Raw genomic sequence first — 18,129 nt, 5'->3', positions numbered from 1 at the left:
TATGTAAATTACTTAAGTTCTTCCCCGTCTTTTGTAATTATACTATCAACTATGTATATTGGTCTATTCTTAACTTCTGCAAAAATTATTGCCAAATATTCGGATATAAATCCCAAAATTATGAAAAGCACACCGAACATGAAGCAAAGAACAACGATAAGTGTCGAGTATCCATTAGGCGCGGTGCCAAGGAAATACTGCACGATAGAATAAATCATCAATATAAACGCTAAAATCAGCGAGAATACTCCGGCATAGATTCCCATCTTTAAAGGCACATCTGAGAAATTGCAGATGGCGTTAAGTGAAAGCTTTACGAGAGCACGTAAATTGTAATTGCTCTCGCCGGCCACTCTGGCGCTGGCTTCAAACTCAAGCGTAGTCTTTTTGAAGCCTACGTTCTGTACGTAGCCTCTAAGGAATCTTACACGCTCGCGGTAATCCTGTTTAAGCACTAATGCTACGCGGCGTGAAATCGCAAAGAAATCCGAAGAATTATTCTCGAACTTTGTCTTTCCAGAAAGGGCATTCATCACCTTATAGAATGCAGCTGATGTGATTCTCTTGAAGATTCCCGCATCAGCTCTGGCTGTGCGGATCATGGAAACTACGTCATATCCCTGATTGAATTTTTCAACGATAGCTGGAATAGACTCTGGTGGATGCTGCAAATCTGCGTCCATACAAACCACACCATCCCCAGATGCATAATCAATACCTGCAATCATCGCAGCCTCATGACCACGGTTCGCAGCGAAATTAACAACTGCCACCTTCTCATCCTGGCTTGCAAATTCTTTGAGCAAATCCAGGCTGCCATCGCGACTGCCATCATTTACAAAAATCAACTCATAATCCCAGCCAGACTGCTGTGACATCTCTTTCAAAATAGGAGTAGTGTGCTCATAGAACTGTCTGAGCCCCAGCTCCTCATTATATACCGATACTACTACTGATAGTTTCTTTCCCATATTATTTGGTTTCGTCCCTTTATATTTAATATTGTTTCTGCCAAAAGCTAAACATAAGCTATTATAACATTTTTAAAAGCTTTTCCTCAAGAAGATGCGTATTTAAGGGCGCTTTTCTTGTTTCATATGTGATAAGCAGTCTGTCACCTAGATAGATTCCGGCTTTCTCATAATCAGCTATTTTCTTTACATTCTTAGCAAAGTATTCACCATCATCCATCAGGCCCAAGTGCTCGAGATAGATTTCTCTTCTGTTTTTCACATCAAGAATAGTGAAATCAGGGCGCACTGTTTTGAATTTTGAGAGGGCTACTGACTTCTCATAGATGTATGGAATTCCCTTCTCATCTAATATCTTTGAAATGATGACTTCAGATTTAGAGCGCATCATGACTCCCTTGCCATTGTCATAGATAAGGCCTTCGCTCATGAATGTTTCCTCTAATTTAGTGTTTTGTTCCACCCAGTTTTTAATATACTGTTCATCAGGTTCCTTTATCGGCGAAACCAGTTCTGCCTTATAGGGTCTCATACTTTCAATATATGCATCACAATCACCATTTTTATAAAGATCCTTCAGTTTTGCGAGAAGCTTCAATTCTTTTGTAGCTAAATCATGTACCTTTTGATCATAATCCTTTTGTGCCAGAGCTTTCGCCAATGCAATATTCTCTTTTTTTATATATTTCCCCTGGGAATCATTTATATTTTCTCTAATATAATATTGATAAGTTGAATTGTGCTTAACAATTTTGATTTTACCCTTGGGCGCAATTTTAATATCTCTCGATTTTTCAGAAACAATAGCATCCAAATAGCTCATGCGAGAGTTTAACATCTCTTTTGTATTCAATTTATACCTCATTTGGGATTTTCAAAACGAAAAAAAATATTTTGAAGAAAAAATTTTTATAGAAGTTCTTTTATTTTAAGCTCGAGGACGTTATTTATCTATGGGATATTTCAATAAAATTTCTAAATATCACTCTGTTGCATATGTAATAAATGTATAATCAATGACTCTTGGCATAAATAATTAATTAGTGCCGGATATTTATGCCTTTAGGTACTGTGCTGGCATAAAATATACGCCATTGTCTTTATATTTATGCCTATTCTCACTGCACTGGCATAAATATCTAGCCTTTTCACTTTATTTATGCCGCCACAAAGTAATCAGGCATAAATTCCACAACCTTTCCGTCTTATTTATGCCCAGCCATATAATCCAGGCATAAATAATAAAAACATCATTCCATATTTATGCCCAGCCATATAATTCTCAGCACAATAAAACCAAAACAAAAAGCCTGCAGCCACAACGCCACAGGCTTTACTCCCCCAATAACAACAAAAAGCCTGTGGAACCAAATCCACAGGCTTCTTTTTTACCCAAAATCTATTTCTTAATACAACACTCCACCAGGAATATCCACACTATACCATGCTCCATCCACGCAGACCTTGTTAGTCTTAAGATCCGAATTTGTGATGGCCTGAATACCAAGGGCATCCATGAAGAACTCGAAAGTCTCAGCGTAGCCTTCCTCTAATGTAGGCTGGTTTGTCATAGGGCCAGTGATGTGGTAGCTGCGAGTATCGCCGCAAGAACCATAAGTAATATTAGCCTTCATCCAAGCCTCGACAGCCTTTACCTTCTGGGCATCTGTCATCTTATCATTAACAATAGTGTCGAGAACATCCAATGCAAAAATCTTGTATGCAACAACATCCGACTCAGCGTTAGCCTGAGATTCCAAAACATCCTTTGTAATCTTAACGATGCGGCCTTCTTCTACTCCAAAGAATTTGTAGTGGTTATAGAGAGCTGCTGCATCATCGCCATAAACTGCCTTCACATCAGCATAGCGTGCTGCATAATCTGCTGCAGGAAAATTCTCCTGAGTGATGTCATAGTTATAAACCTTAGCCTCTGCTGAGACTGGATGAGCTATGAAAGCAACACTTGCAATAGACAGAAACAAACAACCTGCTAAAATCTTATTAATATATTTCTTCATAAATCCTCCTTTTGGCTTACAAATACTACTACTTGATTATATCACACCTCATAGATTAATCAAAAATCAGCTACAGTCACAACAAACACCTCAATAAATCTTTTTTATGAAGCATTTATTTCATTGAGTAGTTTTTTCATTTTTTCAGCATTAATGTAATTGATTTCCCAGCCAACTTTTTTGGCATCATCTACTATAGTTTGGACATATTCTTCCTCTTTACAGTTATAATTCCTGAAAGATTCTTTTACCACATCGTAAAGCTTTTTCTTTTTTTCGTTATCAATGCTGCCTTCAAAATTAGAAAGCTTATATAAACAATATTTTCCGCTGTGCTTGTCCAAATACAATTCTGTATTTTTCTCACTTAATGCATCCAAATCTGCACCGATTAATAATAGGCTATTAAAAGAAATTCTCAGTTCCTTTGGCAGTCCCTTAACATCCCCTAAGCAATGGGATTTTAGATCCATCAGGAAGTCTCTCATCCCACTATAGGCAAGTAACTCCGGATGCTTTGATATCTCATTTATAAACATTACCTTAAAGTTCAAGTCTCCCTTTACACCCCATAAGTTGAAATCATTATGAAATACAAGGAGTTTTATTACAATCCAATAAAAGGCCAATTCAGGGAAACTCTTGTATGTATTGTCTATCCATTCTGTAGTTATCGTGACATCAGAAGTGGCGAATATATAGTCCAGCATATCACTTTCAAAACGATGACTAAAACAAGTTTTTCTAATGAATGATTGTACTTTATTTTTGTACCTTATATCCGTTTTCTCATCAAAGGGATATCCTTGCCCTTTAATATTACACACCATTTCCTTCTTGGCTATATTCCGTAATAGATCTATGTCTATGTACTTCCAATCAAATCTGAACTTATATATTGCAAAATACATTACTAACGAAATTAACACGTTCGTAGCCTTAGTTGGATTCAATATTTCAGGAACATTATCGGCAAATTCCTTACTATAATTATTCTCCTTTAAGACATCAAAAATAATATAATCTATACCTAACTCATCGTCCACAAAGCGAAGACTTTTGAATATTTTTTTTACTTCTTCCTCTTCAACTTCTTCGTAAGCGACCTTGTTTAACCACTCTATCAAAATATGGCGTAAAATTGCACATGTGATGTCATTCTTGCCTACTGCCTGCTTGAAGAATTCAATTAACATATTCTTAATATCAGAGTTATTTTCCTTAAAAATATGTTCAGCTATTTCTTCCAACTGCTTATCATATCTATTATTCAAATAATAATCTTTTGCGCCATCTGCTTGGATATATTCTGTATTATCTTCTATCAATTTTTTCAAATTTCGTATCAATAAACCCTGATATTTCTTACAGTCATAGAAATAAGAATTCTCTGCCATATTGCGAAGCAACTGTACTTCCTTATTGAATATATAAGGTTTTCTTTTTCTTTTCTCGATAAAATAAAGAACTCGTACAAGCAAACCATTTTTAATCCCATAGCAGGTATATGGATTCATAACAAGTTCCACCAAATCAGCATAATCCTCCACATAAACTTTGTCCTCATCAGCTTTTGTGAACCCATTGATCATCTCATATTTGTTACATTGGATTTCAATTCGACTCTTACGAATCAAATCCCCTATACAATTCTTCAAGAATCTATGATTACGTTTGGTCTTTATAATCTTTTTATTTTTCGAAAAATAACCGTTAGCATCATACACGTATCGTATGCAATTTAAAATCACATAAATAAAAAGTGTGAAAAAAACAGCGGTGATTCCATACCAAAGACAGTTGAAAAAACACAATTTGCCAGCTTGAAACCTGTGGCCAAACACAGCAACAACCGGTTTGTAGAAAATCTGAAAGATGATAGATAGAAAAAAGACCCGGCTCTTAATTAGACGGGTAATAACACTTAGGTTATCTTTGTAATAAAAGTCGGCCAAATTTACGCCAAGGTATAAATGCTCCCCATTGTCACCATGGCCGGCTATAAACTGACAGAAATTTAAATAGATGGCACTTACAGTTAATTCGCCGATAAGAGTAGTAACATAAACAGATTTGTCTATAACAATGCTGTTGTTAAATAAAAAATCCACAAAATCATACCACATTATATTTATTCCCCCGTTTCAGCTAATTATGTAAGACCATCTAAATAAAAAATAATGCGAAAAACCTATACTATTCAAAACAAGCTCTAACAACTTCGATGATTCTATCCTGCTGCTCAGGTGTCATCTTGTTGTCAGATGGGAGACAAAGTCCTCTCTCGAAAATGTCCACGCCTCTGTCGAGAAGCTTGCCATCAGAGCCCATTATGCCGCCTGCGATGTATGCGTTTGTAACCGCACGTCCATTACCCTCACGAGTGATGAATGGATTGAGACGGTAGATTGGCTGCATGTGCATTGGCTTCCAGATTGGACGACCTTCACCGTTGATGCTGGCGATTGCCTGAAGAATCTCTGTTGGGCAGCTCTTGCCGTGCTCTGGTGTGAAGAGTGCCTCGTGCTCGCCACGTACCTGTGGGCACATAGCCTCCTTATCAATAATGAGACATGAAAGCCAGTAGTTTGGCTCAGAGTTTTCAAGGTCCATAGGATTCATCTGAACTGGAAGTCCCTTGAAACCTTCCTTATATCTCTCGTAGATAGCCTTCTTCTGAGCGATGTGCTCCTCAAGATATGGAAGCTGACCGCGGATAACACCAGCGATAACATTGCTCATACGATAGTTGTAACCAAGCTCCTCGTGCTGATACCATGCTGCAGCCTCGCGAGCCTGTGTAGACCACTTGCGAACCTTCTCAGCAGCTTCCTTAGAATTTGTAAGGAAACATCCACCAGCTGAACCTGTGATAATCTTATTTCCATTAAATGAAATAGTGTTGTAGTGACCGAATGTACCAGTCTGAACACCCTTATATGTAGCACCGAAGGACTCAGCTGCATCCTCTACAAGAATTGCGCCGTGCTCCTTAACGATAGCGTTAATCTCGTCAATCTTTCCAGGTGTACCGTAAAGATGCGCACATACTACTACCTTTACCTCTGGATAAATCTCAAATGCCTTCTTCAAAGCCACTGGATCCATGTTCCATGTATCATCCTCTGTGTCGATGAAAACAGGGATACCGCCCTCGTAAACTACAGGGTTAACTGTGGCATCAAAAGTCATATCTGTACAGAAAACCTTGTGGCCTTCGAGACAGCCATGACCTACTGCTGGCATACCATATGCTTCGATACCTGCAAGCTTCATTGAAAGATGAAGAGATGCTGTACCTGCTGAAAGGCCTACTGCGTATTTCACGCCAACCTTCTCAGCACAAAGTCTTTCGACTTCATTTATGTTTGTTCCTGCTGTGGTCATCCAGTTGGTGTCATATGCCTCCTGGATATACTTCAACTCCTCACCATGCATTGTAGGAGTAGCAAGAAAAACCTTTTCCTCAAACTTCTCAAAATTCTTTGTTAACATTTGAAATTACCTCTATTTAAAATAATTATTAGCTATTTATTTCTCTTCCTGCACAAGGTAGATAGGACGCTTCTTTGTCTCGAGATATGTCTTTGCCAGGTACTCACCAAGAATACCCATGCATAAAAGCTGAATACCTGAAACCAAAAGCATTATACATACCATTGATGGCCAACCACTGGTAGGGTCTCCAAAAATCAGGGTGCGAACAATAATGATAATGATAAACACAAATGCCACAATGCACATGAGCAATCCAAAGATGGATGCCATAATAAGTGGTGCAGTGGAGAATGCTACGATACCATCGATGGCATAAATGAAGAGCTTCCAGAAAGACCATTTTGTCTCGCCTGCGACACGCTCAACATTTTCGAACTCCAGCCACTTGCGTCTAAATCCTACCCAGCCAAAGATACCCTTTGAGAAACGATTATACTCCTTCATAGCAAGGATTGCCTCTACAACCTTGCGGGTCATCATCTGGTAATCACGGGCACCGTCTACGATGTCTGCGTTGGAAATCTTATTCATAAGGCGATAAAACTTTCTTGCAAACCAAGAGCGAATAGGTGGCTCTCCCTTACGGTCTACACGACGTGTAGCCACGCAGTCGTACTCACCTGTGCCTATATACGAAAGCATCTCAGGAAGCATAGCAGGTGGGTCCTGCAAATCTGCATCCATGATAACTACATAATCTCCAGTGGATTTTTCAAGACCTGCATAGATGCCTGCCTCCTTACCAAAATTGCGGGAGAAGGATACATAATGAATCCTGTCGTCCTGCTGGCTAAGATGACGGAACACCTCTAAAGTATTATCTCTAGAACCATCATCAACAAATACGAATTCCAAATTAACTGAGGAAAGCTTTCCCTCATTTTCCATTTCTTTTATTGCCTGATAAAACAGTGGCAAAGACTCTTGCTCATTGTAGCAAGGCACCACGATTGTAAGTAATTTCTTATCCATATAAAAACCTTTTCCAAATAATTATTGATTAGCTTTATGTATTATAACATAACAATTCATTTTAGTAACAATTACTCAACAGATTCTACACATTCCTTTTGTACAATGAACCCATGCACTCGCAAAAACAGTTTATTAAAGGAGATGTATATGTGTGGATTTAAAAAATTTTCTAGTATTGTAATGGCCATCGCACTTGTACTATGCGGCGTTCTGTCGTTTAACGTTTCAGTGGCAAAAGCCGAGGGCGCCGTAGCCATCAACTCCGTCACCATCCAGGGTGGCGCCGTAGTCATCACCACCTCCGGCTCAGCCGCTTCCGAGGACGGCATGTATCACCTGATTGCTTCAGCCGCATGCCAGGTAGCTCCTGCCGGAGATGAGGTAGCCCAGCAGGCTGTGGGAGCCACCGTGTTCTCCATCCCTCTAAATAAGGGCCAGGCCAACTCAGTGCTCTATAAGAAATTCACCATCTGCGTATTGGCAGGCGGCAAACTCGCCCCTGTCTCAAACAGCATGTATATCCTGAACCCAGAGGCATGCGCCACCGTATATCCAGCGCGAATGGACAACGGCATCAAGGGCATTTTCCCTGAGGTCCACTCTGCCATCGCCGACCTGAACCAGGTAGTTCCTCTGGGCATCAAGCAGGTCAACCTAAATGTACCTATTTCCAAGGTAGCCACACTGGGCGTCTACGACAAGCTTGTCATGAAATACAATTCCCTTGGCATCCAGGTCAACATGATTCTCCTGGCAGACAAGGCCGCAGGCAAAGATTACATCAGCCCACTTTCATTTAAGGGCGGCCGCAAGGATACTGTCTTCTACGCCTTCAACGCATCCAGCCCTGAGGCCCTCGAGCGCATCGGAAATGCCGCTACTATCATCGCCAGCCGCTACTCCAATGTAGGCTTTGGCCAGGTAGATAACTTCATCATCGGCAACGAGGTAAATGCTTATCCGCTCTGGAACTATGTGAAAGTAGGCAGCAACGCCGAGTTCGTCAACGAATACTACAAGGCCTTCCGCGTCATGTACAACGCCATCAAAGCCACAAACGGAACAGCCAATGTCTACACCTGCATCGACCACCAGTGGGCAGTTCCTGAGGCATCCTACTACATGTCCGGCAGAGATTTCCTTGTTCAGTTTAACCGCGCAGTCAGCGCCGAGGGAAATATAGATTGGAAAATAGCAGCCCACCCAAACAACTACTGGCTGCTGGCCACAAAATCATGGGAGACCTCAAACAAGGTTACCCACAGCCAGAGCACTCCATATGTCACAATGGCCAATCTCGAAGTGCTCACAGATTTCCTGACCCTGCCAGAGATGCTGAATCCAAAGGGCGAGGTGCGAAACGTGAAGATTGCAGAACTAGGCTATTCAAGCCATAAAGGAGAGGCCGACCAGGCCGCGTCCATCGTCTTCGCCTATCTGGTGGCCTCTAATAATCGATATGTAGACGGTCTTGTCATCATGCGCGAAGCCGATAACAGAACCGAAATAAATCAGGGATTATGGTTTGGTCTTTGCAAAGAAAATGGCACTCCAAAGACCAGCTTCAGCTACTATCAGAACCCTACCGACCCTGTCGTTGTGGCACAGGCCAGCGCCCACGCAGGCGTGGATCTGTACTCACTGGTAGTCCCAAGATAGATTAGCTGTTCTCCAATGTAGCAGGAAGAGGTCTGCGCTTTGCAGTAATCTCATCCACATCGATGCGCATTACAGCTACGATAGATGCCATCTTATCATCAAATGAAAATGATTCCCCTGTCTGTGTGGTCATAAGCACGGACAGGGCTTTTTTCTTCTCTTCCACATCATCCACAATGTGAATCTGCCCTGTACCCATGATGCACTCGTAAGCCACACCATACTGGCACGCCATCCTGCCCTCGAATGGCTGAATATTTCTCTCCATGGTGAAACAACACTCAGAATTCTTCCTGATGATATCCAGCTTGCGCCCAGTCAGTCCGCTATGTAGATAAACCACCACACGGCCATCCTCAGCATGGTCCACCCCATAATTCATCGGCACCACATATGGCTTTCCTTCATCCACCAGCCCCAGGTGCAGATACCCGCAGCTGGCCAGAATCTCTTCTATTTCATTTTTGTCAGTGATTTCTCGTTCTCTTCTAGTCATTATTCGTCCCCTTTATTTATAGCATTATGGTACCATTCCGAGCAGCTGCGCAGGTCTGCCCCCTCCCAGACCACTCGCTGGCGCGAGTAAGGAATGATTGTAATCGGCTCCAGCTCCGCCACATTTCCAAATTGATTATTATATAGCTGATACATTTCATTATATATTCTTGTAGCATTTCTGTATTTGCCAGCTTCATCTCCTTCTCGCAAACCATATATTTCCTCAATGCTATATGACAGCTGTGGCAAACGTTCCCTGGAGATTATCACAAAATAATGATCTGCTGTCTTTACCGCCTTTGCGAATTCCTCTGTAGCTAAAAATGTATTTCCTTCATCTATAAAAAATATTCGCTCTTTGTATGACTCTATAAATAATTTCCAGTTTTCTTCAGTCAACACGCTACAAGCCTTTTCGCTTATCAACGTTATACCCGATGATTCAGGATTTGCGTTGTATGCGCTCAGCAATCTAATGAGCTCTGACTTTCCCGAGGCACTGTCACCTCTCAAAACCGTAATATTCCTTTTTACGTTCAAATGATAATGAACCTTATTGTTATACAGCTCTATATCATATCTTCCAACCATTAAAACAGACCTCCACCGGTTAATACTCTCTTAATCCAATAACCCTTCCGTGATTACCTTCTCCACCAGTTCATACGGTGTGTGTACAATGTCACCCGTATTGGCTATTTTAATATCAAATGATTCTTCCGGAAAATGCATAACATGCCCCATTCTCACAACTATATCCTTATCATTGCCAATCTTTAAAAGCCACTTTGCGCAATTATCACCACAAGCAGATGCATTGAAAATATGCTCACTATCAAAGGCTATTTGTATTAATGTCTTCGCACCACCAGATATTCTAGTAACAGGAATAGAGCCTAATACCGGACTGACCACAAGATTTGGGCCTTCCAAATCCGACTTATCTATATCCTTCACGATGTCTTTGGCCAAGTCTGATTCCAACCACTTGTCCTCATATGTATTATCAAAAAACATGTCAGGATTACTTATGTAATTAGCTTCCTTATAGTCACCAAATATAATAGTTAACATTTTAAGTCTCCCAATCAAAAAAGAATAAGCTGCAGTAAACACCACAGCTCAATTATACACTATATGTTATTCTTATGGTACCATTCCGAGCAGCTGCGCTCTGCCGAAATCCCTTATCTCCCACAACACTTTTTATATTTCTTTCCCGAGCCACATGGACATGGGTCATTTGGATATACTTTCTTTCCAATTTCTACTGTCATTCCCATATTCTCTAACTGAGGCTTGATTTCTCCTAAAATAGCTGCAGCTTTCGTGCTACCCGGAACTATTGTCGGCATTCTATCTAATGGTTCTTTACCAGCAAGTTCAGTTGGCTTATGCCCTCTGTTTTCTCTTAACCTTGTATTATTATGAGCAGCCATCATTAAACCGACAAGCTCATTCATTTGCTCCTCGCTGTCGAATACTACACCTGCCTCATCCAACATTTTCAATACTTCTGTAGGCATATCGCCATTATAACTGCTGAGCCAAACCTGCATGCACCAGTTTATAGCAAGTTCTTCAGACTGTTTTAGTTTCTTTTTGAAGAATTCCTTCAGCTTTTTATAAGCGAGTGAGCTTGACTCATAGCCATTAATAACTATTTCATTAAGTTGTGCAGCAGATGGAATATAAAAATCCTTTCCCACCTGTTCTCTTAACAATGGAAATACCTCTCCATCTTCAAATGACTCAAGATTTACAAGTAGTCCACCCTCCGTATGCAGATATTTATCAATCCCCATCTCATTTATTTGAAACTCGTCTTCAGGAAATATGCAGCAACCAATAATATCCATTGGCATGCTCCATATCAAATCCACCATATCTGCAATATTATCTTTTATCTTCAGGCGATATAACTGATAAATTACTTCTAATGGTGCCACCACATAGTATTTCCTAAAGAAGTGAATACACTTTACCAACCAGCCTCGTTTTTTCTGTTCAGCCACAAAGGCTTGGTCGTTAATCTTCTCAAAAACTTCAGCCATCTCATCATAAACAGTAAAGTAATCTGTCACTTCATCAAAACCGCCAAGCATATATATATACAACTGCATGGCTGGCATAATGTCTTCAATTTTTACATCTTGTGGCTCCTTGATAGATTTCTTAAACAGCGCAAGCTCTTCATCCGTCAGGCATTCAAATCTTATGCGCATCATATCTTCACAACATAACTTAGATATAATTAATTCTATTAAATCGGATTTCTTTAGTTTTGAAATTCCATCTAGTTCTATGCCTCTTGCAATATCTAATAGTTCATCCTTCTTGTATTCATTAAGTCTATCTTTTAATAACATTAATTGTCCCCTTTTTCCTAAACAATAAGCTGCAGTAAACACCACAGCTCAATTATACACTATATATTATTTTATGGTACCATTCCGAGCAGCTGCGCAGGTCTGCCCCCTCCCAGACCACTCGCTGGCGCGAGTAAGGAATGATTTTAATCGGCTTCGCCGATAAGATTAATCCTTTTTCTTTGTATTTTTCCCAGTAGTCAGCATATACTTTTTCCCAATCACAATTATAAAGTTCATTTATCATTTCTTTCCCCTCTATTCGTTATAGTTCATTCACATATGGAGCGTTTTACTCCATATCCACTACCTCATAATCTTGAAACCAACAATCAAAACCGTGTGTCCCACGTTCTACATCCTGAATATGTCTTCTCTTACCATCGACTAATGCGTACTTCATAATAATTCCCCCACAAATATACCTAATAAATCACAAAAAGCTAACCAGCATATGCTGATCAGCTTTTTCACTACTTCATACTAGCTTCTTTGTAGTACTCCAAAACATTTATAAACGGAATAACTATTTTTCCACTGTTTAATACATTTCCTGATATAGCTTCAATCTTACCCCTTGCTATACTTACAAGCGCAGCTGCACCGTTAACCATGACCAGTTGTTCAAATTGTTCTTCATCTATATCTCCTGATGGTACAAACGCACCCTCAAGCGCTATTTCCATATGACATTTTTGTTCTTCTGAGTTGATTAAATCAATTTTAAACTCTATCTCAATTTGCCCCATTAGACCGTCGTCATCTTTTTCAAATCGAGGTTTATTAATACAAAAATCAATTTTCTTTTCTTTAGCATCTGCAAAGTTAACCAAAGAATTCTTTATCACAAGCTTATTTATATTATTCCCCAACAGTTCAATCCCTGCTGTAATCTCATTTAAATTCATTATGCAATCCCCTCTGTAAGTACCATATCCTTAGGTACTCTGAATCTCATAATATTATTTAGGTTCTCTGCTTCCCATTTATCAACAGTATATTCTGACTTCGTGTTTTCTGAATATATGTCAACATTACACTCTAAACCCAATTTCGCACATATTTCATTCAACGACTTAATAGTAAAATTATACTCCCGGCTCTCCCATTTAGAAACCATTCCCTGGGTAACCCCCATAAAATCTGCAAATTCCTTTTGTGTCATTCCTCTATCTAATCGAGCCAACTCTATCTTCGCTGATATTCTAGCCAATTCAACAATTGTTTTTACTTCCTGCTCTTCAAATCCATCTGTAACCCATGTAGTCTTCTTAGCATTAGCAATCTTATCTTTTAAACTCATAGCTTCCTCCATTTAACCCCTGTCATTATTCCTCTAGCTCATCCAATCTCTTATTTGATAGATTAATTCCTCTTCTATAGTCAGAATCATTTTTCTCAAGAAACGCGTGAAGTAAGATAATATCCCCATCCACAATAGTATAAAGAACTCTAACATTCTTCTTAGTTTTAGGGTGCCTGATAGAATACAAATACTTCTCACCCGTTAGTTTCTCATACTGTGGAAGTCTAATAGCACCTTCCAACTCAACACTTAATACCGACAGGTCCTCCATCAATTTTTTCTGATATCTCTTCCATGGCGGTTTATTTTTCCATGCCTCATTGACAGCGTTAGAGAATTCTTTCTCTAGCATAGGAACAGCAAAAATATTGTCTGAACCATATATATCTATATTATGTAGTTCCACTCATTGCACTCCTCCTCAATGTATGTATATACAATAATATTACTTATAGGTAATATCGTCAATAGTGTAGAATTATTTACAACTCACAGTTATATATTCATAACCTATATCAATGCTTTTATCTTACATCAACTCCAGCACCTCAGCCGCAATCTCAGCATCACACACCCTCATGATATTATCCTCTGCATCCTCTTTTGATAGCAGATTAATGCTCCCATACCATACAATCTGATTATCAATAACAGCAAAACGTTCGCAAACCTCTGTCCTAAGTCTCACTTCAAATCCAGCACGTCTTAATCGCTCCAGCAGTTCCATTCTTACATAGTCCTTGCCATATACATAAGCATCTGGATGCCAGGTTAATATTGTTACATTTAACCCAAGCGCATACTTAGGTGCCAGCATCTCTACAAGCTTTTCAACCTTCTTCGTGTTAATACGTGGGCTTGAGATTACAACTGATTCCTTTGCCTCCATCAAGTCTCGATTGTAAACTTCTGCATAGCTTTCAATATCATAGATTGCATTTGCCTCCTGCTTCTCTCCTTCTATTCCAGAACAAATATCATACCCAATCTTTTTATATGCTTTTAATCGAGAATTATACATCTTATTAAACTTTGGAACATGGATATCCACATAATCATATACAATGACATTCTCTTTACTTGGATAGTCACGATTCAATCGGCCCACATACTGTTCCACTACATTTTCACCCCTAATTGGCGTAACCATAAATAATGTATCTAACCTAGGATAATCGAATCCTTCACCAAGTAAAGAGCCGGTACCTACTAATATTAAGCTCTCGTCTTCACTAACTGAATTAAGCTCGGCCACCTGGGCACGTCTTGCTCATATGATGTGTGGCAACGGTTCGTGTAAATCTTGGATATACCAGATGCGGTATTCCTTGTTCCTTAGCTCTGTCCTTCGCAGTAAATCTATACCTGATTGGCCCGATTAAGAATTCATTAGTCTTCTCTTTTCCATCGCCTCTTTTTGGCGTTGCAGTCACACCATATAAATATTTTGCAGGTACTTCTCTCAGAACCTCTATAGCAGAATCCGAAGCACCATGATGACACTCATCCAATATAACTTGACCATACTGTTTTAGGAGTGGATGCATTCCATCTTTCTTTTTCAAGGACCTAATCATAGCCACATCAACAATTCCAGTCATGGAGTCATGTGCACCTTGTAGATTTCCTATTAATTCTTTTCGCTTCTTTATGCGTCCAGATTTAGTCTCATATTCTGGTAACTCCTCATCGATTACTAGGAATTCTTTTAATCGTTCTATCCACTGATTCATCAGCTCTGCTTTATCTACCAGTATCAATGTGTTAACCTGATGTTTCGCAATCAAATCACAACATACTACTGTCTTTCCAAATGCTGTGGCCGCATGAAGAATTCCATCATCATACTTCATAATTTCTTCCAGCGCTTCCTGCTGAGAGTCTTTTAATTTACCTTTAAAAGACACATTAATTCTTCTACCATTTTCACGTTCGTCTCTAATCTCATGTTTAATATCTGCAGCCTTCAGTAGTTCCTCTACCTTTTCTTGTAGCCCCCTTGGCAGTGCTATATAATCCCCGTCATCCTCGCCAAGATATATAAACCTTGGCGTATCATAATTAGGCATACTCATAGCTTGATTTCTAAAATAATCTCTATTTGTATATGCAGAAAGCTGTCGCAGTTTTCGCTTTAACCCATTTGAAATATTACTCTTTTTAATATAAAGCTTTTCAGCTAATGTGATTTCTACAGATCCATCCACATCGACAGCTGAAATGTTATCCGAATCTTTCCAAGGAATGTAGTTCTCATTATCCTCTTCATTTATATTTACCTTGCTCCACTGCAACAGATAATCTTCAACCTCAACCTTTGTTAATCTTCGGACTGCACCTAATGCTTGTAGTTGTTTTGGATATGCATTCCAATTCTCATCAACAAAAGCACTATTACCATCTTGTAATGCTCGTCCCTGCAATGGCAATGCTATTACATTACCTAAACCTCCTGCTGGTAATGTATCTTGTGTAGGTATCATTCTGTCGTAATATCTAAATGATTTTAAATCTACAGACTGTGCGCCTTTTTCAAGCAATGCAAATCCAAATCTTCTCGCCAGTTTTGCAGGAATCTGTTCTTTGAAGAAAATCCACACATGAGCACCATTTCCCGAACGTGAACGCTCCACTATAGCAGGAACTCCCAACTCCTTACAAATAACCATTAGCACATCAACTTCTTCCATCCACTCCTGGTTTTCATTTGCAAAATCTCCCTGCTGCGCTCCCTGAGCATGATTGTCAAAATCAAACACCAGCAACTGACACATATTATCCTCAAGCATGGGATAGATTGCCACAACATCATTACCATTTGGGTCAGCACCTCTTAAATGAGCTTTTATCAAATCCGGCGTGACCGGCTTATATGCCTTAATCTCGCAACCTTTGCATCTAACTCCGTCGTGCTTATTTATATGGCAATCTCTCTCCCATCTATTGAAGCATTGAGTGTAGTAGCCAGTTTTTCCAGTTTTAGGATTACAATAACGAAGATCATAAACATCCTGTCTACCTCTGCAAAAGAGCATGAAGAAATTGTTGGCATTCTTATCATTTATCTCAATTGGCTCAATTCTATCTCCTTGTTTTGGTTCATATTTTTCTTGTTTTGACTCATCCTGGCCATCCGCATTTATCTTCCTACTATAAGAAATCCCTGCCTCATCCAATAATTGTCTGAGGCAGAGATTCTCGTGCTCTAGCTGTTCTATTTTCTGTTTTAGTTCTTTTATAGATTCACCCATACATTCAACCTTCTCAATCCAGTATCCTACTCTTATATTTTCTTTGGGCTCATTATTTTTGTTTTTCTGCACTTAATCAATAGTAATAGCAAATGAATTACCTGATCTCCCAGAAACTACAATCTCGCAGAAACTATATACAATATCTGAAAGAGGAGTGAATCCGAAGATTTCACTCCTTAGCTATATAAATCACTTCCTGTTATCAATTCATATTGCTCATTATAAAAACTAAAGCCATATAAATTTACAAATCCCAACCTTATCCCCGCTAGCTCTTTGATATTATTAACCTGTTCCTCCTCTTTCTTGCATTCTTCCATATCCATTTCATGATCGTAAAACTTACATTCAAAAATATCGTATCCTTCCTTGCGCTGTAGTACCACATCAAATTGACCATTTTTTTGTTCTTCCGGAAGATCATACCAATATGAACCAATATTTAACACATCTCGTATCTCAAAAGAACGAGCTTTTCTTTTAAAATACTGTAAAACTATCCCCTCAAATCTTCTCTGGATAAACTCATCTATACTCTTAGAAATATATCCCTCATAATAAGCAGCCTCCCCCAACATCTTTATAGCAGCATCGTATCCAAAAATATAAGTAAAATAAAAGCGCATCAAATTATCAGATATGACATAAAATTGTTTTTTCTTGTCATTGAGCTTATTTATAGGTGCCAGTTTTTCAATTGCTTCCATCTTTATTAAATGATTTAGCTGTTTGGCAAGAAGTCCTTTATCTTGTCCTCCTAGCCCAGACGTTAAGTCAGCGTATTTTTTTTGTCCGTTTCCTATAAGCTGAAAGATTCTTATATCATAAGATTTTTGAATTTCCTTCAAAATAACATTCTCTATATATGTTCTTAAAATACTAGTTTCTGGCAAAAGATATTTGATTATGTTGTCCCTAATAGACATACTAGAATCAATATTAGAAAGTACATAAGGGCTTCCGCCAAACACTGCATAGTTCTCGCATTTCCTTTTCAAGTCTGCGCTTGGATAAAATAAAGCGGCATCATAATAGTCAAATGCTTCTATATGCATTATTTCCGTAAAGCGTCCAAATAAAGGATTTTCTTCTTCTAGTAACTCCTTCATGACTGTCACATAGGAACCACAAAGAATAAGCTTTACATTCTTAGGAAGCTTATCAATTATTATCTGCATATATGAGTCAATCTCATTCTTTTTACCGGCCTGCTTAAGATATTGATACTCATCGATAACAAACAAAAACTGACCTCTCTGTTTCGATAAATAATCAAAAACATCTTGCAAGCTCATAAAGCGCACTTCCGGTATATCTAACACTATCGAGATTGTCTTAGATAATAATGTAAGATTTCCTTCTAGCGATGACTGGGCACACATATAGCTTATAACACACCCATTAAATTTTTTGGATGCTTCTGCAATTAGTGTAGACTTTCCCACACGACGTTTTCCATATATTAAAACCGCAGTCTTTCCATCACTATTTAATTGTTCACCAAGTATTTTTAATTCTTTCGCTCTGCCTAAAAACATATGCCCCTCTTTTATTGAAATATTTTTCAGTGAATATATA

Annotated in this window: 18 protein-coding genes; 1 reads left to right on the top strand and 17 read right to left on the bottom strand. The window is 39.0% G+C overall.

Going from position 1 to position 18,129, the window contains the following annotated elements; translation table 11 throughout:
• Window positions 1-8 precede the first annotated feature (8 nt).
• From G592_RS0108415 to G592_RS0108390, 6 genes are all read right to left on the bottom strand, one after another.
• A complete protein-coding gene (locus G592_RS0108415) occupies window positions 9-971 on the bottom strand; it encodes a glycosyltransferase family 2 protein (RefSeq protein WP_028247440.1) in 963 nt (320 codons plus the stop codon).
• A 61-nt stretch (window positions 972-1,032) separates the two neighbouring features.
• On the bottom strand, window positions 1,033-1,824 hold the full coding sequence (locus G592_RS0108410) for a hypothetical protein (protein WP_028247439.1): 792 nt from the start codon (window positions 1,822-1,824) through the stop codon (window positions 1,033-1,035).
• A gap of 553 nt (window positions 1,825-2,377) precedes the next feature.
• Window positions 2,378-2,992: a hypothetical protein gene (locus G592_RS0108405; RefSeq protein WP_028247438.1), complete on the bottom strand. Its 615-nt coding sequence runs from the start codon at window positions 2,990-2,992 to the stop codon at window positions 2,378-2,380.
• Window positions 2,993-3,096: 104 nt separating this feature from the next.
• Window positions 3,097-5,118: a hypothetical protein gene (locus tag G592_RS0108400; RefSeq protein WP_028247437.1), complete on the bottom strand. Its 2,022-nt coding sequence runs from the start codon at window positions 5,116-5,118 to the stop codon at window positions 3,097-3,099.
• 70 nt (window positions 5,119-5,188) lie between these two features.
• Window positions 5,189-6,487 carry a DegT/DnrJ/EryC1/StrS family aminotransferase gene (locus G592_RS0108395; protein WP_028247436.1) on the bottom strand — a complete coding sequence of 433 codons (1,299 nt, stop codon included), beginning with the start codon at window positions 6,485-6,487 and terminating at the stop codon, window positions 5,189-5,191.
• A gap of 36 nt (window positions 6,488-6,523) precedes the next feature.
• Window positions 6,524-7,462, bottom strand: a complete 939-nt coding sequence (locus G592_RS0108390) for a glycosyltransferase family 2 protein (RefSeq protein WP_028247435.1) — start codon at window positions 7,460-7,462, stop codon at window positions 6,524-6,526.
• Window positions 7,463-7,612: 150 nt separating this feature from the next.
• Here G592_RS0108390 and G592_RS0108380 point away from each other — a divergent pair, with 150 nt between their 5' ends.
• A complete protein-coding gene (locus G592_RS0108380; RefSeq protein WP_155942178.1) occupies window positions 7,613-9,124 on the top strand; it encodes a DUF5722 domain-containing protein in 1,512 nt (503 codons plus the stop codon).
• 1 nt (window position 9,125) lies between these two features.
• On the opposite strand, the gene G592_RS0108375 is transcribed toward G592_RS0108380, so the two are convergent.
• From G592_RS0108375 to G592_RS0108325, 11 genes are all read right to left on the bottom strand, one after another.
• Window positions 9,126-9,620 (bottom strand): pyridoxamine 5'-phosphate oxidase family protein, encoded by a 495-nt coding sequence (locus G592_RS0108375; RefSeq protein WP_028247432.1) that lies wholly within the window; start codon window positions 9,618-9,620, stop codon window positions 9,126-9,128.
• Window positions 9,620-10,213: a hypothetical protein gene (locus tag G592_RS16015; RefSeq protein ID WP_196801829.1), complete on the bottom strand. Its 594-nt coding sequence runs from the start codon at window positions 10,211-10,213 to the stop codon at window positions 9,620-9,622. The genes G592_RS0108375 and G592_RS16015 overlap by 1 nt, the downstream gene beginning before the upstream one ends.
• 30 nt (window positions 10,214-10,243) lie before the next feature.
• Window positions 10,244-10,696 carry a DUF4869 domain-containing protein gene (locus tag G592_RS0108365; RefSeq protein WP_028247431.1) on the bottom strand — a complete coding sequence of 151 codons (453 nt, stop codon included), beginning with the start codon at window positions 10,694-10,696 and terminating at the stop codon, window positions 10,244-10,246.
• 113 nt (window positions 10,697-10,809) lie between these two features.
• Complete coding sequence (locus G592_RS17020) at window positions 10,810-11,991, bottom strand: SEC-C metal-binding domain-containing protein (RefSeq protein WP_051194822.1); 1,182 nt, start codon at window positions 11,989-11,991, stop codon at window positions 10,810-10,812.
• A gap of 52 nt (window positions 11,992-12,043) precedes the next feature.
• The gene (locus G592_RS0108355) at window positions 12,044-12,238 is read right to left on the bottom strand and encodes a hypothetical protein (RefSeq protein ID WP_028247430.1); all 195 of its coding nucleotides are present in this window, start codon (window positions 12,236-12,238) and stop codon (window positions 12,044-12,046) included.
• Window positions 12,239-12,464: 226 nt separating this feature from the next.
• On the bottom strand, window positions 12,465-12,899 hold the full coding sequence (locus tag G592_RS0108345) for a hypothetical protein (RefSeq protein WP_028247429.1): 435 nt from the start codon (window positions 12,897-12,899) through the stop codon (window positions 12,465-12,467).
• Complete coding sequence (locus tag G592_RS16005; protein WP_036952245.1) at window positions 12,899-13,294, bottom strand: helix-turn-helix transcriptional regulator; 396 nt, start codon at window positions 13,292-13,294, stop codon at window positions 12,899-12,901. The genes G592_RS0108345 and G592_RS16005 overlap by 1 nt, the downstream gene beginning before the upstream one ends.
• Before the next feature lie 25 nt (window positions 13,295-13,319).
• On the bottom strand, window positions 13,320-13,703 hold the full coding sequence (locus G592_RS0108335) for a hypothetical protein (RefSeq protein WP_028247428.1): 384 nt from the start codon (window positions 13,701-13,703) through the stop codon (window positions 13,320-13,322).
• Window positions 13,704-13,826: 123 nt separating this feature from the next.
• A complete protein-coding gene (locus G592_RS17825) occupies window positions 13,827-14,552 on the bottom strand; it encodes a phospholipase D-like domain-containing protein (protein WP_242830155.1) in 726 nt (241 codons plus the stop codon).
• Complete coding sequence (locus G592_RS16000) at window positions 14,539-16,548, bottom strand: TOTE conflict system archaeo-eukaryotic primase domain-containing protein (protein ID WP_242830154.1); 2,010 nt, start codon at window positions 16,546-16,548, stop codon at window positions 14,539-14,541. The genes G592_RS17825 and G592_RS16000 overlap by 14 nt, the downstream gene beginning before the upstream one ends.
• Before the next feature lie 179 nt (window positions 16,549-16,727).
• Window positions 16,728-18,089 (bottom strand): AAA family ATPase, encoded by a 1,362-nt coding sequence (locus tag G592_RS0108325; protein WP_028247427.1) that lies wholly within the window; start codon window positions 18,087-18,089, stop codon window positions 16,728-16,730.
• Between the last annotated feature and the right edge of the window lie 40 nt (window positions 18,090-18,129).

Origin of the sequence: Pseudobutyrivibrio ruminis CF1b (assembly GCF_000424005.1) — a bacterium.
In the GTDB taxonomy this organism is placed as follows: domain Bacteria; phylum Bacillota; class Clostridia; order Lachnospirales; family Lachnospiraceae; genus Pseudobutyrivibrio; species Pseudobutyrivibrio ruminis_C.
Note: the sequence above shows the minus strand (reverse complement) of the source record. Positions and strands in the feature narration are given on the sequence as shown.